Source organism: Aeromonas sp. 96A, assembly GCF_051919165.1.
Taxonomy (GTDB): Bacteria; Pseudomonadota; Gammaproteobacteria; order Enterobacterales; family Aeromonadaceae; genus Aeromonas; species Aeromonas veronii.
In genome coordinates this window covers 3,548,147-3,570,447 of the sequence record NZ_JBQBFE010000001.1, presented here as the reverse complement: position 1 = coordinate 3,570,447, position 22,301 = coordinate 3,548,147, and the positions used below count along the sequence as shown (strand labels likewise).

Below are 22,301 nucleotides of genomic sequence, written 5' to 3'. Positions count from 1 at the left end.
CGGAGGTTGTATGAGCCAGGTTCAGTGGTCTTCCCGTCTCGGTCATGTGCTGGCCGCAGCAGGCACAGCGATTGGCCTTGGTGCCATCTGGAAGTTTCCCTATGTGACAGCCACCAATGGCGGTGGTGCCTTTCTGCTGGTGTTTCTGCTGTTCAGCTTCACCCTGGGGGTAGCGGTACAGGTCGGCGAAACCCTGCTCGGCAGCCATAGCCAGCGCGGGGTGCTCGGCGCTTTTCGCAAACTGGTGGGGCCGAACTGGCGCTGGATGGGGTATATGGGGATCGCCTGCGGCTTCTTTATATACAGCTTCTACAGCGTGGTCGGTGGCTGGACCGTGGGTTACGCCGCGCTGGCGATGGCTGGCAAGCTCAACCTGAGCGAGGGGAGCGCCCTCACCGCCCTGTTCAACGGCTATGTCAGCAACCCCTGGTGGCCGGTGCTGACCCATCTGATCTTCGCGGGCCTGACCTGGTGGTTCGTGCAGGGGGGGATTCAGAAAGGGGTTGAGCGGGCACTGCGCTGGATGATGCCCGCGCTCTTCATCATGATGTTGCTGCTGGTAGGGGTTGGCCTCTCCATGCCTGGCTCCATGGCGGGTGTGCGCCAGCTGCTGCAGCCGGACTTCTCCATGCTGACCGGCCAGAGCGTGCTGGACGCGCTGGGGCTGGCCTTCTTCTCCCTCTCAATCGGGCTCGGGGTACACACTACCTATGGCGCCTACCTACCCAATAGCGAAGGGGTGCTGCGTTCCGGGGTCTGGGTGGTCACTCTGGCAAGCCTTATCTCGGTGCTGGCGGGCTTGATGATCTTCCCGGCGCTGGCCTCCACCGGCATCGATCCCACCGCAGGGCCAGGGCTCACCTTTATGACCATGCCAGCCGTGTTCAGCCATCTGCCGTTCGGTCAGGGGCTGGGGGTGATCTTCTTCCTGTTGCTGCTGGTCGCCGCACTCTCCTCCTCCATCTCCATGCTGGAGCATCTGGTGCGCTTCACTACCGAGGAGTGGGGTTGGTCGCGTCGTGGCGCCTGCAGGGTACTGACTCTGCTCATCATGGCCTCCGGCATTCCGGTGAGCCTGTCGTTCGGCCCCTGGAGTGATCTGACCCTGTTTGGCAAGACCATCTTCGAGCTGCTCGACTATCTGACCTCCAACCTGATGATGCCGCTGTTTGGTCTGGTACTGACCCTGCTGCTGGGCTGGCGATTGGGTGATGCCATATTGCCTGCGGGCCTGTCACCCGTCCTGCGTCTGGCGCTGCTCTGGTGCTGGCGCGTGGTGGCGCCGCTGCTGATCAGCGGGATCCTGATCCGCGGGATCATGTAACACCTTGCACACCCTTACGGGCAGGCCTTGGCCTGCCCTTTTTATTGCTCTGGCGTTTACTCATGACTGGCATTCATATGAGCAGTATCACGATAGATAGAAGTGCAATAGGCTGCCATCGGGTAATCTCGGAATAGCAGGATGAAGAAGGATCGGAGTGGCAGAGTGGCACAATAAGAGGTGGCGTTCGGCTCGCCACAACGGCAACAGAAGAAACTGGAGTACTGAATTGCGGGCAAAAAAAATCCCCATCTGAGTGGGGACTTTCTCTGCAACCGCAGCTGATATCTCAGCCTCGCTTGCGAATATGGTGGTCGTTACTGGGATCGAACCAGTGACCCCCTCCTTGTAAGGGAGGTGCTCTCCCAGCTGAGCTAAACGACCTGGGATTCTTGAAATTATGGTGGGTCGTGCTGGATTCGAACCAGCGACCAATTGATTAAAAGTCAACTGCTCTACCGACTGAGCTAACGACCCATCTAAATCATTTTTCTACAAACTGGTGGTCGTTACTGGGATCGAACCAGTGACCCCCTCCTTGTAAGGGAGGTGCTCTCCCAGCTGAGCTAAACGACCTGGGATTCTTGAAATGATGGTGGGTCGTGCTGGATTCGAACCAGCGACCAATTGATTAAAAGTCAACTGCTCTACCGACTGAGCTAACGACCCATCTAAATCATTTTTTCTACAAACTGGTGGTCGTTACTGGGATCGAACCAGTGACCCCCTCCTTGTAAGGGAGGTGCTCTCCCAGCTGAGCTAAACGACCTGGGATTCTGAAATGATGGTGGGTCGTGCTGGATTCGAACCAGCGACCAATTGATTAAAAGTCAACTGCTCTACCGACTGAGCTAACGACCCATCTAAATCATTTTTTTACAAACTGGTGGTCGTTACTGGGATCGAACCAGTGACCCCCTCCTTGTAAGGGAGGTGCTCTCCCAGCTGAGCTAAACGACCTGGGATTCTGAAATGATGGTGGGTCGTGCTGGATTCGAACCAGCGACCAATTGATTAAAAGTCAACTGCTCTACCGACTGAGCTAACGACCCATCTAAATCATTTTTTTAAACTTTTTACTGCAAATATGGTGGTCGTTACTGGGATCGAACCAGTGACCCCCTCCTTGTAAGGGAGGTGCTCTCCCAGCTGAGCTAAACGACCTGGGATTCTTGAAATGATGGTGGGTCGTGCTGGATTCGAACCAGCGACCAATTGATTAAAAGTCAACTGCTCTACCGACTGAGCTAACGACCCATCTAAATCATTTTTTACAAACTGGTGGTCGTTACTGGGATCGAACCAGTGACCCCCTCCTTGTAAGGGAGGTGCTCTCCCAGCTGAGCTAAACGACCTGGGAATTCTGTCTCCACCTAGTGGAGAAAATGGTGGGTCGTGCTGGATTCGAACCAGCGACCAATTGATTAAAAGTCAACTGCTCTACCGACTGAGCTAACGACCCTCACCACGACCAGTTCCGACCGCATTACTGCTTCGGCTCTGACGGCGGCCTATATTACGGATTTAAATTTCCGGTGCAACAGAAAATTCGTAATTTAAATCCGTTTGCTCACTGTGCGTACAAATGCAGGCTGTTTTTACAGTAGCGTTACGAAAACAGTGACATACAGCAATGTTACAGCTTGGCCAGACTCTGTTTGGCCAACTGGGCTGGCGAGGTGTTGGGATAGCCCTTGATCACCTGCTCATAGAAGGATTTGGCTTCCGCCTTCTTGCCATCCAGCTGCGCCAGCATACCCAGCTTCAGCAGCGCATCGGCTCGCTTGGGGGATTTGCTGTATTTGTTGGCCAAGGTCGAAAACTGGGCCGAGGCTCCGGCTCTGTCACCCTTGTTGAACAGCAACTGGCCGAGCCAGTAGTGTGCATTGGGAACATAGCCCGAATTGGGGTACTGCTTGATGAAGCCCTGGAAAGCCGGAATGGCTTTGTCGTAGTTCTTCTCTTTGAGCACCATGTTGACCGCTGCGTCGTAGGCCTGATTCTCATCCTGATTGGTTGAGTAATTGGCGGCGGCAGCCGGTGTGGCAGCAGCAGGGGCCGGGGCGGCTGGAGCAGCTTGCTGGCTGCTGGCAACCTTGTCGAGCTCCTGATAGAGCTGACGCTGGCGCTCTTGCGACTGTTCCATCTGGTAGGTCTGCTGCTCCAGCTGACCACGCAGCTCGGAAACCTCCCCTTGCAGGGAGTCGACCTGTTGCTGCAATTCAGCTTGCAGTCGCAGACGGGCATTGAGGGTGCGCTCCAGCAGGGCAACCCGATCTTCCAGGCTACCGGTGGGCACGATGGCGCCGTTGTTGCCACTAAGGACAACGCCACCACCCGAGTCACCGCCCAGATCGCTGACAGGAGCCGCAGCTTGCGCATTCAGAGCAACCATTACGGCCAGCGCAACGACAGCTTGCTTGTACACAGATTTCATTCGGATCAAACCTTAGCGTTTAGTACAGATAAAACGGCCAGCGCCATCGTCGCTCGCATATGCAGATTTCATTCGGATCAAACCTTGGCGTTTAGTGCAAATAAAACGGCCATCGAAATGGCCGCTTGCATATAAACGAACTTCGTCCGGTTTAAACCTTAGTAAACCAGAACCGCGCGGCGGTTTTTGGCAAAGGCATCCTCGGTGTGGGACATGTCCAGCGGCTTCTCTTCGCCATAGCTGACGATAGAGAGCTGCTCGGCCTGCACACCCAGGGTTTGCAGATACTTGGCAACAGCCTTGGCACGACGCTCACCCAGGGCGATGTTGTACTCCGGAGTACCGCGCTCATCGGCGTGACCTTCGATCAGGACTTTCACGCTCGGGCGCTCGCGCAGGTAGCTGGCGTGGGCATCCAGCAGATCAGCGTACTGACCCTGGATATCGTAACCGTCGAACGGGAAGTAGATCACGTTGTCACGCTGCAGTGCTTCGAACTTCTGACGCATCTGCTCTTCCGGGGACAACATGCCGTTGGCGCCGCCGGTTTGTACACCGCCCATGCCGTCGGTCATACCTGATTCAGCGCCAGCGGCGTCGGAATCAGAAGAAGAACTACAAGCGGCCAGGGTGAACAGTGGCAGTGCGATGGCCAAACCCTTGAGCAGTTTATTGAGTTGCATGCTATTTCCTTAAACCTTTATAACAAAACAAAAAACAATTGGATTTTTATCAATTCAAGAAGGGCGACCAAGCTGGTGCACGAATTTCACCGCTACTGGTCGGAAGCACAGCCTTGAAGCGACCATCAGTCGACACCAACGCGAGACTCTTACGACCCTGATAGATGGTGGCATAAATGATCATGCTGCCATTGGGAGCCACACTTGGCGACTCATCCAGAGCGCTCTGGGTAAGGACCAACAGGGCATTGTTTTCCATGTCCTGACGGGCAATACGATACTGTCCCTGAACACGGGTCACCATCACCATGATTTTGCCATCAGGAGTGATGGATGCACCCTGGTTGGATTCACCTTCCCAAGTCATCCGGCGAGTCATACCAGTCGCCAAATTTACGCTATAAATCTGGGGTTTGCCACCACGTTCAGAGGTGAACAACAAATTTTGCCCATCCGGCATCCAGGAGGGTTCAGTGTCGATCACACGGCTGGTTGTGACGCGAGTCAGCTGCTTGCTAGCGACATCAACCACATAGAGGTTCGGTGAACCATCTTTGGAGAGAACGATAGCCAGACGACGACCATCCGGAGACCACTCCGGCGCCCCGTTGATACCGCGGAAACTGGTGATCAGGCTGCGCTGCTGGGTGTAGATATCCTGCACGTAGATTTCGGACTTCTGGTTCTCGAAGCTCACGTAAGCCAGCTTGCTGCCATCCGGCGACCAGGCCGGAGACATCAAGGGCTCGCGGGAGCGCAGCAGGGTCTTCTCGTTGTAACCGTCGTAGTCAGAAATACGCAGCTGGTACGGAAACTGGGTACCCTGCTGTACGGAGACGTAAGCCAGACGGGTCAGGAAGGCACCGCGCTCGCCAGTCAGACGCTCATAGACGATGTCGGAGATACGGTGGGCAAACTGGCGCATCTGGGCACCCGGGATGGTCGCCATGCGGCTATCCAGGATGTAACCGTTGCTCTCGCCACCTTGTGCCTTGGCCAGCTGGCCTTTCAGCACATCGACCAGCTCGAAGTTGACCTTGTAGGTGCCGTCACCGACTGCCGAAATGGACCCCACCACCACGGCTTCAACCCCTTGGGAGGCCCAGGGAGCGAAGTTGATCTCGCTGCTGCTGCTCGGGGTCTGCGGCATCTGGCCACGGGCCAGCGGCTTGAACTTGCCGCTGCGCATCAGGTCGTTGGAGACCACTTCCGCGATGTCCTGCGGCAACTGCCCGTTACCTTCCCACTTGAAGGGAGCGACGGCGATGGGGCGTGCGCTATCAATACCGCCGGTGATGACGATGTCCAGGGCCGCCTGGGCACTCTGGCCCAGCAACAAACAGCCAACCAAAGCAAAAAATACTTTTCTGATCATGGCTTAAATACTCGGTTCCAATATAGATGAGAGGTTAAATTCCTTTCTCGGCGAGAGGTTGCCAACCGGAGGCAAGCAACCTCGTTTTATCACGCTTAGATACTCGGTTCTAACTTCAGGTTAAATTCCTTCAACATCTCGAATGCCGCAGGATCCTTGGGCACAGGCAGTTGATTGGCTTTCAGAACAGCCGCCTTACCGGAACGACAAACCGCCGGGTCACCCTGGCCGTTATCTACCGATATGACAAAGCCACTGCTCGCAAGACGTACGCCGATAGTACATGTTTTGCCCCGCATGGTGGGATCCAAAATCATATACCGCTCAACAGTTGCCTTGATGAGCGCCGCATATTTGTCGACTTCGCCCTGGGCTGCTGCCGATGCCGCCTGACTGCGAGCATTGGCCTCAGCCGACAGCTGCTGCTGCATCATCTCTTCCATCTCTTTTTGCAGCTTGGCCTGCTCGGCGGCTTTACGCTTGCGCTCAGCCGCGATCTTGGCCTGCTTTTCGGCCTCTGCCTTGGCTTTCTTCTCTGCGTCAGCTTTTGCCTTTTTCTCAGCCTCTTCCTTGGCCTTCTTCTCGGCCTCGGCTTTGGCTTTTTTCTCTGCTTCTGCCTTGGCTTTCTTCTCGGCTTCGGCTTTGGCCTTCTTGTCAGCTTCCGCTTTCTTGGCCTTGGCTTCTGCCGCCTTTGCCTTCTCTTCGGCCTCTTTCTTCTCTTGTTCCTTTTTCTTCTTCAGCGCCAACGCCTTGCTCTCGGCTTCCGCCGCTTTACGCTCGGCTTCGGCCTTCTTGGCCTTCTGTTCTTCCAGCTTGCGGGCTTCCTCGGCTTTTTGGGCCTTCTCTTCCGCCTGCTTCTGCTCGGCAACCTTCTTCTGCTTCTCGGCCTCGGCCTTGCGAGTCGCCTCTTCGGCCTGCTTGCGCTTGGTCTCGGCGATGCGAAGCTGCTCCTGTTTCTGAGCCAGCTCGCGCTTGGCGAGATCCGTGTCTTCCTTATCCTTCTCTTTCTCTACCTTTTGAGGCTTGGGCTGAGATTTCTGCTGCTGGATCTGCTTGGCCTGCTCGTTGAGGAAGTTCTCATCGAGCATGACAGCATTGACGATCTGCCCCTTCGATTCGGGTCGTTTCGGTTTGCTGAAATCGAGCCCGACAAACAGGATGATGCCGATGATCAGGTGCAGCAGAAACGACGCGATGAGATAACCGGAAATACCACGCTTCACATCCATCTCCGTTAGTTCACCGGATCTGTCATCAGGCCAACCTGAGGCACACCCGCATTCTTGAGGGCCACCATCAACAGGATCACCTCTTCGTAGCGCACGGCCTTGTCACCCGCGACCACCACGGGGGCATTCTGGTTGATCGCCAGATAGCCCATGGCTTTTTCGGTGATGTATTGCTGCATCGCCTCTGGCGTGCCGCTTGGCACCGGCTCGTCATCGGCTTCGCCAGCCTTGATGACATACTCGCCTTCGGTATTGACGCTGACGATGAAGGGCGGCTTGGCATCTTCCGGCAACTGCTCGGACTCAGCCTGTGGCAGATCCACCTTGACCCCTTGCGTGATCACCGGCGTGACCGCCATAAAGATGATAAGCAGCACCAGCATGACGTCGATATAGGGAACCACGTTGATCTCGGCCACCTTTTTGCGCCGGATCCGCTGATAGGTTTGCATTACTGATCACCCTGCTGCTGTGCAATTTGACGGTTCAGAATGGTGGTGAACTCGTCCATGAAGTTGGCGTAGGCGTTCTCCAGCCGCTCGACCTTGTTGGAGAAGCGGTTGTAGAAGATAACCGCCGGGATAGCGGCAAACAGACCCATGGCGGTAGCGATCAGCGCTTCCGCGATACCCGGTGCCACCATCTGCAGGGTGGCCTGCTGCACCTGACCCAGGGCGATAAAGGCGTTCATGATCCCCCATACAGTACCGAACAGACCGATATAGGGGCTGATGGAACCGATGGTCGCCAGCACCGGCAGATTGGATTCCAGATCATCCACCGCGCGGGAGAGGGAGACGCGCATGGCGCGGTAGGTACCATCCATCACCGCATCCTGACCACGGGCACCGGCCTTGAGCAAGCGGGCATACTCCTTGAAGCCGGAGTAGAAGATATCTTCCATGCCTTCGATATCATCGCGGCGGGAAGAGGACTCCTGATAGAGCCGATTGAGATCGACCCCTGACCAGAAGCGATCTTCAAACTGTTCCGATGCGAGATTGGCCGCCTTGATCGCCTTTGAACGCTGGATAATCAGCGCCCACGAGACAATAGACATGCTCATCAGGGTCATCATGACCAGTTTTACCAACAGGCTGGCTTGCCAAAACAGGCCAATAAACGAAATTTCAGCGTGCACTTAACAGCACTCCCTTGATTTTTTCAGGTATAGCTACAGGTTTCATTTGCGGATGACTGACACAGGCTATCTGTACCATGGCCTGGGTGATCAGTCGTCCATCAGCTGCCAGGATCTGCTGCGAAAAGCGCAGGGATGCGCGTTTCACTTCAATCACTTGCGTTAATACATTCAATAGTTCATTAAAACGGGCCGCCGAGCGGAAATCGATCTCAGTTCGGCTCACCACGAAGGCATATCCCTCCTGCAGCCAGACGTCCTGTTCGACCCCTTTGGCACGAAGAAACTCGGTGCGAGCACGTTCCATAAACTTGAGATAATTGGCGTTGTAGACGATGCCCCCGGCGTCGGTGTCTTCGTAGTAGACACGCACCGGAAACTCAAAGACTTCCCCCATAACAATCTGTGATCCATTCGACAGTCAGATGGGGGGCTATCATAGCGCAGGGCTGAATAGGAAAGAAGCAGGGGGAGACAGGGAAATCCTGCCTCCCCCCGTTTTTTATGAAAGGAAATATGAATGTGTCAGCCAGAGGCCATACAACAAACTGGGCCAGGCGAGCCAGGGGTTGAACAGCACACGTCCGGGCAGGCTTTTCAGATGAAAGCCAAGCCCGTTAAGTACGCCACAACAGACGGCCCACATCAGCCAGGGAGCAAGCCAGAGACCATGCTCGCTGGTGTTGGCCGCGATCAGATTGGGGGCCTGTAAAATAGCGACGGCCAACAAGGCCGCCGCGAGTAACATCAACCCCTGCCACGGCTGCCGCTCCAGTGGAGCGGCCAGGCTGGCGAGTCGATCACTTGTTTTCATCGATCTGACGATCCATGTTCTCGGTGTGTTCCAGCCACAGCGCATTGATGATGCCAAATGCACAGGCCAGCAACAGCCCCAGGATCCAGGTGAAATACCACATTGTCAGCGCACCTCTTAATAGAGAGATTGTTGGTTATCTTCGATGTGCTTGTTGGTTACCCGGCCAAACATCTTGATGTAAGTCCAGATGGTGTAACCCAGCACAATCGGTACGAAGATCGCTGCGGCCACAGTCATCACCTGCAAGGTGTTGAAAGAGGCGGTAGCATCCCACATGGTCAGGCTCAGTGACGGCTCAAGGCTTGAGGGCATCACGAACGGGAACATGGAGAAACCGGCAGTGAGGATGACCCCGGCAATCGCCAGCGAGGAGCTGGTAAACGCCAGCCAGCCGATGTTCATGCGGGCAAACAGCGCAGTCAGCAGGCTCATGGCCAGGCCCAGTACAGGGGCAGCCACCATCCACGGATAGAGGGTGTAGTTGTTCATCCAGGCACCAGCCTGCAGGACAACTTCCTTGTTCATCGGGTTGGATACTGCGTCTGTCGCGGCAGCCTTGACGATGACATACCCTTCCATACCGCTTACCCACCAACCCGCGGCAGCAAACAGCACCAGGGTCAGCAGTGAGCAGATCATGGCGGCAGTGCGGGAACGCGCCAGCACTTCACCGTCGGTCTTCATCATCAACCAGGTTGCGCCCTGGGTGAGCAGCATGAACAGGCTCACCAGACCAGCCAGAATGCCGAACGGGTTAAGCAGGCCGAAGAAGTTGCCGTGATAGGTCAACATCATGAACTGGTTAAACTCGAACGGAACGCCTTGCAGCAGGTTGCCAAAGGCCACACCAAAGACGATGGGCGGTACGGCGCTACCGGCGAACAAGGCCCAATCCCAGTTGCTGCGCCATTTGGCATCAGCACGCAGGGAGCGGTACTTGAAACCGACCGGACGCAGGAACAGCGCCATCAAGGTCAGGATCATGGCGATGTAGAAGCCGGAGAAGGTCGCGGCATACACCATCGGCCAGGCGGCGAACAAGGCACCACCGGCAGTGACCAGCCAAACCTGGTTACCTTCCCAGTGCGGCCCCATGGTGTTGAGCATCACGCGGCGCTCGACATCTTTCTTGCCAACGAACGGGAGCAGTGCGCCTACCCCCATGTCGAAGCCGTCAGTGATGGCAAAACCGATCAGCAGCACGCCGACCAGAGCCCACCAGATGACACGCAGAGTTTCGTAATCAAACATGGTCGCTCTCCTTATGCCTTGATCTGTTCAAAGTGATACTTGCCAGTCTTCAGGCTGCTGGGGCCAAGACGGGCATACTTGAACATCAGGTACATCTCGATAACCAGAAGTACGGTATAGAACAGGCAGATACCGATCAGAGAGAACCAGATCTCGGCTGCAGGCAAGTTGGATGCAGAGAGGGAAGTCGGCAACACCTCTGCAATGGTCCACGGTTGGCGACCATATTCAGCAACAAACCAGCCAGCTTCGATGGCGATCCACGGCAGCGGGATACCCCACAGCAGACCCTTGAGCAGCCACTTGCGCTTGCCGATCTGGTGACGGGCACTGTCATAGAAGGCCATACCAATCAGCACCAGCATCAGCATGCCGACGGCAACCATGATGCGGAAGGCGAAGAACAGCGGCAGTACCTGCGGGATGGAGTCATCCACGGCGGCCTTAATCTGCTCGTCGGTAGCATCGGTCACGTTGCTGGTGTAGCGCTTGAGCAGCAGACCGTAGCCCAGATCCTGCTTCACTTCGTCGAAGCGAGCGCGGGTCTCGTCAGACTTGTCACCGGATTGCAGCTTGGTCAGCAGGTCGTAAGCGGTCATACCGTTACGGACGCGCAGTTCGTGCTCGCTCTTCAGATCCTTCAGACCGGTTACCTGACCGTCCAGAGAACGGGTCGCGATAATGCCCAGCGCATAGGGGATCTTGATGGCGTAGTCGGTGCGCATCTCTTCCTGATTCGGAATACCGAACAGGGTAAAGGCGGCCGGAGCAGGTTCAGTTTCCCACTCAGCTTCGATAGCGGCCAGTTTCACCTTCTGCACTTCACCGGTCTCGTAACCGGATTCGTCACCGAGGATCAGCACGGACACGATGGAAGCCATACCGAACGCAGCGGCAATGGCGAAGGAGCGACGGGCGAACGCCACATCACGATTCTTCAGCAGGTAGTAGGAGGAGATACCCAGCACAAACATGGCGCCACAGGTATAACCAGCCGCCACAGTGTGGACGAACTTGACCTGAGCAACCGGGTTGAGCACCACGTCAGCGAAGCTCATCATCTCCATCCGCATGGATTCGAAGTTGAACTCGGCACCGACCGGGTTCTGCATCCAGCCGTTGGCGACCAGGATCCAGAGGGCTGAAGGTTGGTACCCAGCGCCATCAACCAAGTGGCAGCCAGATGCTGATGCTTGCTCAGACGATCCCAACCAAAGAAGAACATACCAACGAAGGTGGACTCCAAAAAGAAGGCCATCAGCCCTTCGATAGCCAGCGGGGCCCCGAAGATATCGCCGACATAATGGGAGTAGTAAGCCCAGTTCGTCCCGAACTGGAACTCCATGGCCAGACCTGTGGTGACCCCCAAGGCAAAGTTGATACCAAACAACTTACCCCAGAATTTGGTCATGTCCCGGTAGATGGTGTTGTTGGTCATCACATAGACGGATTCCATGATCGCCAGGAGAAAGGCCATTCCCAGCGTCAGGGGTACAAACAAAAAGTGATAAAGGGCCGTCGCAGCGAACTGGAACCGCGATAGGTCTACCACATGCTCAGCAATCATGATGTTTCCTCACCGATTATTGGCACGGCTATTTTAAGTTTTAAGCACAAAGCTTCCGTTGGAGGTTATCGAATGAGCCTTATTGGGACGTGTCACAACAAAACGCGTTCAGTAACCACTGGCATTAACAACAAGGCAATACGAGAACACAAATAAAGCTAATGTTTAACAATTCCAAAACAATCAGCCTAAATTTATTCTCGCCCATGATGACCGGGTTTTTATATCACCTTTATTTGATTGAAATCAATGTAAAAGGACCCGCCATACATGGCTTTGAAAGGCATTTTTAATCTATTTCACGATTATTGACGCGAGCCAGATCACAAAACACGATAAAGCGTAAAACATTGATTTAAATCAATTTAAGAATTTAACATCCCGCCGCTCGGTTTAATTTGAAAAGCGTGAATGACGCGCCTTTTTCCATGTTATCCGAGTCAGGCAATCTGATTCGAAAACTCAATTTAAAATTGCAAAGAATGCATACTCATGCGAACCAATTTCATCAATAAAGACATTAGATAAACTAATTTGAAGAGTGCAATTTTTCTTGTTTGCCGGGGTCGATTCGAACTCCTACAATGCGCCTCGCAGTGAGGGCATACCCTTGGATACAGGCCGGTTAATCCGGGTTCACGGTACGTATTCGACGATCAATTTGAACCTGTCTATTGGAATCGAAGATGAAAAAGTTTGTTGCTAAAACCATCCGTTACTACAAGCTTTCCTTTGTTCAGCTCTATCAACTGAACCGACTCTGAGAGCTCGCGACGGCTCACCTGTTTATTTTCCGGTCTGTGTCCAGACGCACTCACTGTCTGTGAACATCCATCCTGAATTGTCTTTGCCCACCGCATCCGCCGTGGGCTTTTTTTTGCCCGGATAATAAAAAACCGCCTTTGACGGCGGTTTCATGTTCAAACGACTGTTTTTACTTCTCATCTAGTCGCTGAAGACCGAAATGAGCGTAGGCTCGTGTGGTCGCAATCCGTCCTCTGGGTGTACGTTGCAGATACCCTTGCTGGATCAGATAAGGCTCCAGCACATCTTCGATAGTATCTTTCTCTTCCCCGATCGCGGCGGCCAGATTATCGAGACCCACCGGCCCCCCCATAAACTTGTCTATCACAGCCAACAATAACTTGCGGTCCATGAAGTCAAAACCTTCGTTATCGACATCCAGCATGTCCATGGCGCGGGCAGCAATGGGGCCGTCGATCCGGCCATCGGATTTCACTTGGGCAAAGTCGCGCACCCGCCTTAACAAACGGTTAGCAATCCGCGGCGTGCCGCGAGAGCGACGGGCGACCTCAATGGCACCATCTTCCGTCATGTCGAGCCCCAGACAACGGGCGCTGCGGGAGACGATATCGGTCAGGTCCTTGACGTTGTAGAACTCCAGCCGCTGGACGATACCGAAGCGATCCCGCAGCGGGCTGGTCAGTGAACCTGCCCGGGTGGTGGCGCCAATCAGGGTGAAGGGAGGCAGATCCAGCTTGATGGAGCGAGCTGCGGGTCCCTCCCCGATCATGATGTCGAGCTGGTAATCCTCCATCGCCGGATAGAGCACCTCCTCTACCACAGGGCTGAGGCGATGGATCTCGTCGATGAACAGCACATCGTTCGGTTCGAGGTTGGTGAGCAGCGCCGCCAGATCCCCCGCTTTCTCCAGCACCGGGCCGGAGGTGGTCTTGATATTGACCCCCATCTCGTTGGCGACGATGTTGGCGAGGGTAGTCTTGCCCAGACCCGGCGGGCCGAAGATCAACAGGTGATCGAGCGCTTCACCCCGCTGACGGGCCGCTTCGATAAAGATCTCCATCTGCTCGCAGACGGTATCCTGACCGGTGTAATCAGCCAGCTTCTTGGGGCGGATAGCCCGGTCAATAATGTCATCCTCACGGGCGGCACTGGCCGAGATGAGGCGGTCTGCTTCAATCATCAACTACCTCATACCAGGCTACGCAGGGATTCACGGATGATATCTTCCACCGACATCCCCTCTTTGGCGATCTTGCTGACAATCTGACTCGCCTGCTGCGGCTTGTAACCTAGGGCCACCAGCGCACTGGCCGCCTCCTCGGTCACATCCGGTGCCCGCAATTCGGGCTCACTGGCTGGCAAGGTGACCATGGCCGGGGAGAAGAGGTCGTGACTTACCCACCCCTTGAGACGATCCTTCATCTCCACCACCAGCCGCTCGGCGGTCTTCTTGCCGACTCCCGGCAGTTTGACCAAAGAGCTTATCTCTTCACGTTCGACACTCAGCACAAACTGGGTAGCTGTCATGCCGGAAAGAATCGCCAGCGCCAGCTTGGGGCCAACTCCGTTGGTCTTGATCAGCTCGCGGAACAGCGCCCGCTCCTGTTTGTGGTTAAAACCATAGAGCAGCTGGGCATCTTCCCGCACCACGAAGTGAGTATGGATGGTCGCTTCCTTGCCGATCTCCGGCAAATCATAGAAGCAGCTCATCGGCATCTGTACCTCATAGCCAACCCCGCCCACTTCCAGCAGGACCTCGGGGGGCTGCTTTTCAATGACAATGCCTCTCAAGCGACCAATCACGGCTCTCTCCTCACCAATACAACTATTCGTAAATTGGCTCATAGCATAAAGAATAACTGGATAAGTATCCAGCATAGGGCAGCAACACCCTTGTGGTCAGAGAGGCTTTTTATCCCATTTTCCACCATGCTTGATCGGGTGCAGCCAGTGCACGGGATGTTTCAGCGCCGCACCGGCCCCCGAGCGGGGGATAAACCACTACACTAAACCCGTTCGGAACCGAAACTGGTGCCAATGTCGATACCAAGGAAGGCCATCACATGAAAATTGTTACCACCTCCAATCTGGGTCTTGCCATATTGCTCAGCTGTACGCTGGGCATGGGGGTCGTTGGCTGGTATGGCAGCCAGCGGCTAGCCAATCTGCTCTCCTACGTACTGGGTGCCGCATGGCAGACCGCCGACGGTGCCATGGAGGGCTCCATAGAGCTGGGCAACCAACAGCTACAGATTCAGAAGATGCAAAACGGAACCCCGCTCAATCGCGCCGAACTCGATGCTGCCAAGGCGGCGACCGATGATGCGCTGGCACGGGTCAGCCAGGGGCAGCTCATTGATGGTGCGGCCCTTGCAACCATGGAACAGCACAAGCAGGACTATCAACAGCAACAAGAGAAGCTGCTGGCGCTCTATCACGCCTATACCGAGGTGGATCAGGCCCTGCATCACAACGCCGATCTGATGGCCCGCCTCTCGACCCAGCTGGAGGTGATCGGTGACGGAGCGGTCGATGCGCTGACCCAATCCCCCGACCAGACCATCAGCTGGAACAGCGGCCTCTCCACTCGCTGGGAAGCGGCCGACGGGGGGATGGAATCCAACATAGGCTTTTTGCGCCAGCTCTATGCGCTGGAAAAGATGCGCAGACAAGGAGTCACAGAGGCGATCAAGGCCGAGCTGAAAGAGGCGACCGATTTCTACCACGAAGCGGTCGACAGCATGCTCGGCACCGGGCTGTTCGATATCGAGGGAACCGGCGAATTTGCCGGCAAGACACTGTCGGCAGAGTATCGCGCCCTGTTGGCCAGGCATCAGCAACTGATGGGACAGTGGGTCGATGCGCTCGGCAGCTATCAGACCCAGCAGTCCGTCTATGAAGTCAGTGCCGATGAGCTACGACAACAGCTGGTTGCCATCGAGGAGAGCGGCGATGCCACCGTCGAGGATCAGGTGGCCCAGCTCAACGGCATCATCAGCCAGACCCGAACCCTGCTGCTGGGTGGCCTGTTGCTGAGCCTGATCATGGTCACCCTCTGCGGCTTCTGGCTGACCCGCAAACTGGTAACTCCACTGCTGCAAGTAGACAAACGAATGCAGGATATCGCCGCCGGCGAGGGAGACCTCAACGCCCGCATCAACCTGCAACGGGATGACGAGATAGGCTCGCTGGCCAACAGCGTGGATCGTTTCATCGAGAAATTGCAGAAGATGATCAGCTCCACCATGGACAACAACCAGCACATCAGCGAACACGTTCACACCTCGGTCAACCGGGTGGAGGCAATCAGCCAAAGCAGCCGCCAGACCGCCGAACATGCACTGGCCCTGCACCACGACAGTGAACAGATGGTGCAAGTCGCCACAGGTATCTCGGACAACTGCAGCATGGCGGCCCACAATGCCAACGAGGTGCGCCAGCTGACCACCGAGAGCAGTCAGTATGTCGCCTCCGCCAGCGCGGGCATGCAACGGGTGGTACAAGAGGTGAGCGAGTGTGCCATCGCCATCAACTCCCTCAAGGAGCAGGCGGGTCAGATTGGCCAGATCATCTCCACCATCAGCGGCATCTCGGAACAGACCAACCTTCTGGCCCTCAATGCGGCCATCGAAGCAGCCCGCGCTGGGGAGATGGGGCGTGGCTTTGCGGTGGTCGCGGACGAGGTGCGCACCCTGGCTAATCGTACCGCGACATCGAGCGCCGAGATCAGTCAGGTGATCAGCAGCATCCAGCAGCAGACCGAAACCGCCTACCTGATGATGCAGCGCAACCTCAAGACGGTGGAGTCCGGCATGCAGGACTCCGAGAACACCAAACAAATCCTGTTCAAGGTGGAAGGCGCCATCGATCAGCTGGCCGACATGGTGCAGCAGGTGGCCGTGGCTACAGGACAGCTGTCACACACCCTGAGCCACTCCTCTGACAAGGTCTCCGGCATCAGTCTGCAAGCCAGAACCGGCGAACAGGAGGCACAGGAGTGCCTGCAGCTCGCCTCCTCGCTCCATCAAGCCAGCCTGCTGCAACAGCGCCTGCTCTCCCAGTTCAGGGTCTGACCCCTTTCAATAGCAAAGATGCCACTCATATGAGTGGCATCCTTTTGCTACCGGTCGCTCATTCCTGCCGCCTTAACTTCCTCAACGTCCTATGGCCAGTTGAACAGCCAGGCTCAGCATGATGATGCCAACCAGCAGATCGATCCCCTGCTGTACCCGGCTGCGGGCCAGCCAGGGCGCCAGTGCCGCAGCACCCAGTGCCAGCGAGTAGAACCACACCAACGAGGCCAGCATGGCCCCCGCAGCAAAGGCCGGACGCAGGGACTCGCTCACCTGACTGCCAAGGGAGCCGAGCAGCATTAAAGTATCGAGATAGACGTGAGGATTGAGCAGCGTAACACCCAGCGTCATTGCAAGCACGCTTTTGGCACCCATCTGCTGAGCAGAATCGGCAAGTCCTTCCCCTTTACCGCGCCAGGCACTGAGCAGGGAACGGCCACCAAACCAGCCGAGAAACAGCACGCCTCCCCAGGTGAGCAGTGCCATGCCGAAGGGGCTGGCGGCCAGCACATTGGCCCCGCCAAATACGCCGATAGCAATCAGGGTGAGATCGCAGAAACTGCAGAGCGTGGCCGTCAGCAGATGGTGATTGCGATGGATGCCCCGACTCAGCACAAAGGCATTCTGGGCGCCGATGGGGATGATCATGGCCAGACCGATGGTGAAGCCTTGTAATGTTGTTGCGAGCATCATGGAGAGCACCGTTCGAAATGATGAATGAGCGGCACTATAGCGATGGTGGTTCCTTCTTAGAAATTCATTGATTTACTTATTGATTCATTTTGCTAATAAAAACCGGCATACCCAGCCTCTGTTCCAGCCCTTGTCAATTACCGGATCTGACAATTGTGACCCTCAGAGTGCGGCAGGAGAATCTGTTGCGCCTGTGGGCTCAGCCTACTGCAGCAATCTGGGGAAGTTGGTAACCACAACTTGCTCCAGATTGGGCAGCAACAGCCCCGTACTAACCCCTTTGGCAATGGCCTGATAGCGGTTCATGGAGCCGGTTTTGCGGGTGACCTGATTGAGATGGTAATTGACCGTGCGCTCCGTGATCCCGAGGATGCAGGCGATCTCGCTAGAGGTCTTCCCTTCGCTGGCCCAGAACAGGCACTCGGTCTCGCGCTCGGTCAAGGGGTCTTTCCCCGCACTGTCCATCATGCTGAAACGCACCACCCGAATGGCCGCCTCGAAGATGTAATTGGACATCCAGGAGAGGATCGGCGAGGACTCCAGCAGCAGGTCGCTCGAGGCCCGCTCGGAGGTGATGAAGGAGAGAATACCGTTCTCCCCGGCAGCACCGTGCAGAGGGAAGGAGATGCCGTTACGCAACCCGAACTCGGCTGCCAACCCCATCACGTCCATGGTTCCCTCCTGCAAAAAACTGGCCCGCTCATCGAGGCGGTTCCAGTAAATGGGCAGCGTCTGCTTGCGTGCCAGCCGGATCACCGGATCGCACGCCAGCATGTTGTTTTCGGTATAGGCCTGCACCCAGGAATCGGGGCACTGGTTGAACAGCACCACCTTGGGCCTTTGCATCGACATCGGCAGGATCAGGGCGAAGCGATAGTAGTCATAGCCCATCCCGAGCGTAAAGCGACCGATCAGTTCGGCCAGACGATTGCCGTCCGTCACCGAAGTGAAATGTTCGAGGTACTCAAGCAGTTGGTCTCTGTTCATATGAAAGCCCCCTTGGCCAGACATGTGATTATAACGGCGAATAGCAAGATAGAGGGTCCATAATGTTGGTTTTTAAAGGAAAATTGAGAGAACATCCACGAAACGAGGTGGAGAATGAACTCTATCGCTTTCGAAATCGCGTCTTTTCCGACCGGCTAGGCTGGGATGTCGAGTCTCATCGGGGCCTGGAGCGTGACAGCTTCGACACGCCAGACACCCATTGGGTTCTGATCGAGGACGAACAAGGGCTATGTGGCTGTATTCGTCTACTCAACTGTGCCGATGCCTATATGCTGCCCACCATCTTCCCCACCGCCCTTGCCGGTGAAAGCGCGCCACGCACCCCCGATGTCTGGGAACTCACCCGTCTGGCTATCGATGCCCAGCGCGCACCGCGCATGAGCAATGGCGTCAGCGAACTCACTTGCGTCATCTTCCGCGAGGTCTATGCCTTCGCCAATGCCCACGGGGTCCGGGAGCTGGTCGCCGTCGTCAGCCTGCCGGTGGAGCGCATCTTCCGCCGACTTGGCCTGCCCATCGAGCGGCTCGGTCATCGGCAGGCGGTCGATCTGGGTGCGGTAAGGGGCGTTGGCATCCGCTTCCATCTGGATGAGCGCTTCGCGCAGGCGGTCTCCCAACCTCTGCTGGGCCATTATCAAACCAGCCATTATCCACTGCAGCAACCGTCACCGGTGCTGGCAGTTCACTCATAAAAAATCCCGGGAAAACAGACCCGGGATAAAGATGTCGCTACGATCTGCGCAGGGCTACCCCATGCGGCACCAGAGAGTATCCTCCCTCAATGGCCTGACCACTACTGTCAAAAATCACAGCGCAACGCCCCTTCCACCGCCCATTGTTGTCCCCTGCCGAGTGACGTAGAGTCAACCCTTGGGCAACGGAAGGGGGAGAAGATGAAAGAGCTGGACTACAAACTGCTGCGGGCGCTGGATGCGGTACTGCAGGAGCAGAACTTCGATCGGGCGGCCAAGTCGCTCCATATCACCCAGTCGGCCATCTCCCAGCGGATCAAGCAGTTGGAGCAACAGTTTGCCGAGCCGCTGCTCATTCGCAGCCAACCGCTGCAGGCCACGTCACTCGGCCAGAAGCTGCTTGCCCACTATCGGCAAGTACATCAGCTTGAGCTCGAACTGGCGGGGGAGCTGACTCCCGATGAGCCGCAGGGGCCAATCCGGATCAGTATCGCAGTGAACGCCGACAGCCTGGCCACCTGGTTTTTGCCCGCCATTGCCCCCTTGTTGAAACAGCACCCCATCGAACTCAACCTGCTGGTCGATGACGAGAGCCGTACCCTCGACAAGGTCCGCGAGGGTCAGGCCTTTGGTGCGGTCAGCCTGCATCCCCAGCCGCTGGCGGGTTGCTGCGTCGACGAGCTCGGTGAGATGAACTATCTGCTTACCGCCAGCCCCGCCTTCGTAGCCCGCCACTTCCCTCGCGGCCTGACCCGCGATGCGCTGGCCAAGGCACCGGCGGTGGCGTTCGATCAGCGCGATGACATGCATGTGAGCTTTATGAGAGAACACTTCGGGCTGGAGCCGGGCGGTTATCCCTGCCATACGGTCCACTCGTCAGAGGCCTTCGTCGCCATGGCCGAACAGGGGTTGGCCTACTGCCTCATTCCCGAATTGCAAATAAGAGGCCAGCTGGCTGACGGGTCACTGCTCAACCTCAGTCCCGACCACGTCCTGACGGAATGCCTCTACTGGCACCGCTGGGTACTGGAAAAAGGGGTTCACAAGCAGCTATCCCAACGCCTTATCGACCATGCCAGCTCGCAGTTGAAACCACGCTGAGCAGGCCATTCACCTTGGCTTTGCAGGGCTAAAAACGTATAGTGCTGGGCGATCCTTCATCAGGTCTTCACCCAGGTTTTCACTTCAGGTTCCTCACTTATGTTCCAAGACAATCCGCTGCTGGCCCAGCTCAAGCAACAAATCCGCGAAAACATCCCGAAGAAAGAGGGTGTGATCCGCGCCTCGGACCGGGGCTTCGGCTTTCTGGAAGTCGATGAGAAGACCAGCTATTTCGTGCCGCCTCCCTACATGAAGAAGGTGATGCACGGTGACCGGGTGACCGCCCTGATCCGCACCGAAAAAGAGAAGGAAGTGGCCGAGCCGGATACCCTGCTGGAGCAGTCCGTCACCCGCTTCGTGGCCCGGGTCAAGATGTTCCGCGACCGCCTCAACGTGGTGGCCGACCATCCGCTGATCAAGGATGCCATCAAGGCCCGCGTCAAGAAGGGTCTGGATGAGAAAGAGTTCAAGGAAGGTGACTGGGTGGTAGCTACCCTCAAGCGCCATGCGCTGGTCGACGGCAACTTCTCTGCCGAGATCACCCAGAAGATTGCAGCCCAAGAAGATCACAACGTGCCCTGGTGGGTGGTGCTGGCCCGCCACAATCTGGCCCAGGTCGAGCCGGCTGATTTGCCGGAGTGGAAGGTGATCGAAGAGGAAGAGCTGCCTCGTCGCGATCTGACCGCAGTCCCCTTCTTCACCATCGACGGTGCCAAGACCAAGGACATGGACGATGCGCTGGCCATCACCAAGCTGGACAACGGCTGGGAGCTGCTGGTCGCCATCGCTGACCCGACCGCCTATGTGGCCGAAGGGAGCGAGCTGGACAAAGAGGCGGCCCAGCGCGCCTTTACCGTCTACATGCCGGGCCGCAACGTGCCGATGATCCCGCGCACCCTCTCCGACGAGCTCTGCTCCCTGAAAGAGGGTGAGGAGCGCAACACTCTGTGCGCCCGTCTGCTGATCGCCGAAGATGGTCTGCTGCTGGAGGAGACCGAGTTCTTCGCCGCCCGCATCTGCTCCCACGCCCGTCTCAACTATGACGACGTCTCCGACTGGGCCGAGCATGGCAAAGAGCTGTCCATCGACGCAGGCGTACTGGCCCAGCTGCCGCTGATGAAGGCGATGACCGAGGCGCGCATCGCGTGGCGCACCGAGCATGCGCTGGTATTCCCGGATCGTCCCGACTACGACTTCGAGCTGGGCGAGAATGGTGAAGTGCTGGCCATCCACGTCGAGCCACGCCGCATCGCCAACCGCATGGTGGAAGAGTCGATGATCGCTGCCAACATCTGCGCCGGTCGCGTACTGGGCAAGAGCGTCGGCTACGGCATCTTCAACGTCCACACAGGCTTTGACGAAGAGTCCCTCGACGGCGCCATCGACCTGCTGAAGAGTGCCGAAGCCCCGTTCGAGCGCGACGAGATCGCCAGCCTCTCAGGCTTCTGCGCCCTGCGCCGCTGGATCGACAACCTCGACACCCGCTGGCTGGATGGCAAGATCCGCCGCTTCCAGAGCTATGCGCTGATGTCCTCCGAACCGGGCGCCCACTACGGTCTGGGTCTGGATGCCTACGCCACCTGGACCTCCCCGATCCGTAAATACGGCGATATGGTCAACCATCGTCTGCTCAAAGCGGTCATCGCCGGCAAGACCCCGGGTGAGCGCCCGAGCACCGAGCTCACCGAGCACCTGACCGCCTGCCGCCGTCTGCACCGCATGGTGGAGCGCGACATCGGCGACTGGCTCTATGTCCGTTACCTGAAAGCCGCGGCTGGCACCGATCAGGTATTCAACGCCGAGATCATCGACGTGATGCGTGCCGGTCTCAAGCTGCGTCTGCAGGAGAACGGCGCCGTGGTCTTCCTGCCTGCCCGCCATATTCTCGACAACAAGGATCGCCTGGAGTGCAACTGGGACAACGGCCGCGTCTATCTGGACAAGACCGAAGTGGTCTACGAGCTCGGCCAGATCATCGAGGTGAAGCTGACCGAAGCGGTGGAAGAGACCCGCTCCCTTATCGCCAAACCGGCAGTGGATCTGGTGCCTGGCCCGGCACCGGAAGCCCCGGCGGCCGAGAGTGCGCCAGCCGATAACAGTGAAACGCCTGCTGAGACTGCCCCCAAGGCATAATAAGCCGCGCAG

At 56.8% G+C, this 22,301-nt stretch carries 19 protein-coding genes, 12 tRNA genes and 1 pseudogene; 5 read left to right on the top strand and 27 right to left on the bottom strand.

The window, feature by feature from the left end:
- Positions 1-10: 10 nt before the first annotated feature.
- Positions 11-1,324, top strand: a complete 1,314-nt coding sequence (locus ACTG2W_RS16635; protein ID WP_440016418.1) for a sodium-dependent transporter — start codon at positions 11-13, stop codon at positions 1,322-1,324.
- Positions 1,325-1,632: 308 nt separating this feature from the next.
- On the opposite strand, the gene ACTG2W_RS16630 is transcribed toward ACTG2W_RS16635, so the two are convergent.
- The 25 genes and pseudogenes from ACTG2W_RS16630 to ruvA all read right to left on the bottom strand — a co-directional run bounded on the left by ACTG2W_RS16630 (position 1,633) and on the right by ruvA (position 14,392).
- Positions 1,633-1,708, bottom strand: a tRNA-Val gene (locus ACTG2W_RS16630).
- A gap of 17 nt (positions 1,709-1,725) precedes the next feature.
- Positions 1,726-1,801: transfer RNA gene (locus ACTG2W_RS16625), tRNA-Lys, on the bottom strand.
- 23 nt (positions 1,802-1,824) lie between these two features.
- Positions 1,825-1,900: transfer RNA gene (locus ACTG2W_RS16620), tRNA-Val, on the bottom strand.
- Positions 1,901-1,917: 17 nt separating this feature from the next.
- Positions 1,918-1,993 (bottom strand) — tRNA-Lys (locus ACTG2W_RS16615).
- Between the two features lie 24 nt (positions 1,994-2,017).
- Positions 2,018-2,093 (bottom strand) — tRNA-Val (locus tag ACTG2W_RS16610).
- A gap of 16 nt (positions 2,094-2,109) precedes the next feature.
- Positions 2,110-2,185: transfer RNA gene (locus ACTG2W_RS16605), tRNA-Lys, on the bottom strand.
- 23 nt (positions 2,186-2,208) lie between these two features.
- Positions 2,209-2,284, bottom strand: a tRNA-Val gene (locus tag ACTG2W_RS16600).
- Between the two features lie 16 nt (positions 2,285-2,300).
- Positions 2,301-2,376, bottom strand: a tRNA-Lys gene (locus ACTG2W_RS16595).
- A 36-nt stretch (positions 2,377-2,412) separates the two neighbouring features.
- Positions 2,413-2,488, bottom strand: a tRNA-Val gene (locus ACTG2W_RS16590).
- A gap of 17 nt (positions 2,489-2,505) precedes the next feature.
- Positions 2,506-2,581 (bottom strand) — tRNA-Lys (locus ACTG2W_RS16585).
- Between the two features lie 22 nt (positions 2,582-2,603).
- Positions 2,604-2,679, bottom strand: a tRNA-Val gene (locus tag ACTG2W_RS16580).
- Positions 2,680-2,710: 31 nt separating this feature from the next.
- Positions 2,711-2,786: transfer RNA gene (locus ACTG2W_RS16575), tRNA-Lys, on the bottom strand.
- Positions 2,787-2,960: 174 nt separating this feature from the next.
- On the bottom strand, positions 2,961-3,761 hold the full coding sequence (ybgF, locus tag ACTG2W_RS16570; RefSeq protein WP_440016417.1) for a tol-pal system protein YbgF: 801 nt from the start codon (positions 3,759-3,761) through the stop codon (positions 2,961-2,963).
- Between the two features lie 158 nt (positions 3,762-3,919).
- A complete protein-coding gene (gene pal / locus ACTG2W_RS16565; RefSeq protein ID WP_005304908.1) occupies positions 3,920-4,444 on the bottom strand; it encodes a peptidoglycan-associated lipoprotein Pal in 525 nt (174 codons plus the stop codon).
- Positions 4,445-4,493: 49 nt separating this feature from the next.
- Positions 4,494-5,819, bottom strand: a complete 1,326-nt coding sequence (tolB, locus tag ACTG2W_RS16560; RefSeq protein WP_005335728.1) for a Tol-Pal system beta propeller repeat protein TolB — start codon at positions 5,817-5,819, stop codon at positions 4,494-4,496.
- A gap of 95 nt (positions 5,820-5,914) precedes the next feature.
- A complete protein-coding gene (gene tolA / locus ACTG2W_RS16555) occupies positions 5,915-7,048 on the bottom strand; it encodes a cell envelope integrity protein TolA (protein WP_013723471.1) in 1,134 nt (377 codons plus the stop codon).
- 5 nt (positions 7,049-7,053) lie between these two features.
- The gene (gene tolR / locus ACTG2W_RS16550) at positions 7,054-7,500 is read right to left on the bottom strand and encodes a protein TolR (protein ID WP_005335733.1); all 447 of its coding nucleotides are present in this window, start codon (positions 7,498-7,500) and stop codon (positions 7,054-7,056) included.
- Positions 7,500-8,189 (bottom strand): protein TolQ, encoded by a 690-nt coding sequence (gene tolQ / locus ACTG2W_RS16545; protein WP_005335735.1) that lies wholly within the window; start codon positions 8,187-8,189, stop codon positions 7,500-7,502. The genes tolR and tolQ overlap by 1 nt, the downstream gene beginning before the upstream one ends.
- Positions 8,179-8,586 (bottom strand): tol-pal system-associated acyl-CoA thioesterase, encoded by a 408-nt coding sequence (gene ybgC, locus ACTG2W_RS16540; RefSeq protein ID WP_005335737.1) that lies wholly within the window; start codon positions 8,584-8,586, stop codon positions 8,179-8,181. Before ybgC ends, tolQ begins: the two co-directional genes overlap by 11 nt.
- Before the next feature lie 105 nt (positions 8,587-8,691).
- Positions 8,692-9,003, bottom strand: a complete 312-nt coding sequence (locus tag ACTG2W_RS16535) for a cyd operon YbgE family protein (RefSeq protein WP_235657032.1) — start codon at positions 9,001-9,003, stop codon at positions 8,692-8,694.
- Positions 8,990-9,106 carry a cytochrome bd-I oxidase subunit CydX gene (gene cydX, locus ACTG2W_RS16530; protein WP_005304933.1) on the bottom strand — a complete coding sequence of 39 codons (117 nt, stop codon included), beginning with the start codon at positions 9,104-9,106 and terminating at the stop codon, positions 8,990-8,992. Before cydX ends, ACTG2W_RS16535 begins: the two co-directional genes overlap by 14 nt.
- Before the next feature lie 14 nt (positions 9,107-9,120).
- A complete protein-coding gene (gene cydB, locus ACTG2W_RS16525; protein ID WP_005335741.1) occupies positions 9,121-10,257 on the bottom strand; it encodes a cytochrome d ubiquinol oxidase subunit II in 1,137 nt (378 codons plus the stop codon).
- Positions 10,258-10,268: 11 nt separating this feature from the next.
- Positions 10,269-11,824: pseudogene (locus ACTG2W_RS16520) on the bottom strand (cytochrome ubiquinol oxidase subunit I).
- 934 nt (positions 11,825-12,758) lie between these two features.
- Complete coding sequence (ruvB, locus tag ACTG2W_RS16515; RefSeq protein WP_440016415.1) at positions 12,759-13,769, bottom strand: Holliday junction branch migration DNA helicase RuvB; 1,011 nt, start codon at positions 13,767-13,769, stop codon at positions 12,759-12,761.
- Positions 13,770-13,777: 8 nt separating this feature from the next.
- A complete protein-coding gene (gene ruvA / locus ACTG2W_RS16510; protein WP_005335746.1) occupies positions 13,778-14,392 on the bottom strand; it encodes a Holliday junction branch migration protein RuvA in 615 nt (204 codons plus the stop codon).
- Between the two features lie 260 nt (positions 14,393-14,652).
- Here ruvA and ACTG2W_RS16505 point away from each other — a divergent pair, with 260 nt between their 5' ends.
- On the top strand, positions 14,653-16,662 hold the full coding sequence (locus tag ACTG2W_RS16505; RefSeq protein ID WP_106844105.1) for a methyl-accepting chemotaxis protein: 2,010 nt from the start codon (positions 14,653-14,655) through the stop codon (positions 16,660-16,662).
- A gap of 81 nt (positions 16,663-16,743) precedes the next feature.
- Here ACTG2W_RS16505 and lysE read toward each other — a convergent pair whose 3' ends face one another.
- Together lysE and ACTG2W_RS16495 are read right to left on the bottom strand one after the other, a co-directional pair.
- Positions 16,744-17,352: an L-lysine exporter gene (lysE, locus tag ACTG2W_RS16500; protein ID WP_106844108.1), complete on the bottom strand. Its 609-nt coding sequence runs from the start codon at positions 17,350-17,352 to the stop codon at positions 16,744-16,746.
- A gap of 207 nt (positions 17,353-17,559) precedes the next feature.
- The gene (locus tag ACTG2W_RS16495) at positions 17,560-18,342 is read right to left on the bottom strand and encodes a LuxR family transcriptional regulator (protein WP_005335753.1); all 783 of its coding nucleotides are present in this window, start codon (positions 18,340-18,342) and stop codon (positions 17,560-17,562) included.
- 62 nt (positions 18,343-18,404) lie between these two features.
- On the opposite strand from ACTG2W_RS16495, the gene ACTG2W_RS16490 reads away from it, so the two are divergent.
- The 3 genes from ACTG2W_RS16490 to ACTG2W_RS16480 all read left to right on the top strand — a co-directional run bounded on the left by ACTG2W_RS16490 (position 18,405) and on the right by ACTG2W_RS16480 (position 22,289).
- Positions 18,405-19,055: an acyl-homoserine-lactone synthase gene (locus ACTG2W_RS16490; RefSeq protein WP_106844104.1), complete on the top strand. Its 651-nt coding sequence runs from the start codon at positions 18,405-18,407 to the stop codon at positions 19,053-19,055.
- Between the two features lie 201 nt (positions 19,056-19,256).
- The gene (locus ACTG2W_RS16485; RefSeq protein ID WP_106844103.1) at positions 19,257-20,156 is read left to right on the top strand and encodes a LysR family transcriptional regulator ArgP; all 900 of its coding nucleotides are present in this window, start codon (positions 19,257-19,259) and stop codon (positions 20,154-20,156) included.
- A 99-nt stretch (positions 20,157-20,255) separates the two neighbouring features.
- The gene (locus ACTG2W_RS16480) at positions 20,256-22,289 is read left to right on the top strand and encodes an exoribonuclease II (protein ID WP_421309015.1); all 2,034 of its coding nucleotides are present in this window, start codon (positions 20,256-20,258) and stop codon (positions 22,287-22,289) included.
- The last annotated feature ends 12 nt before the right edge of the window (positions 22,290-22,301 follow it).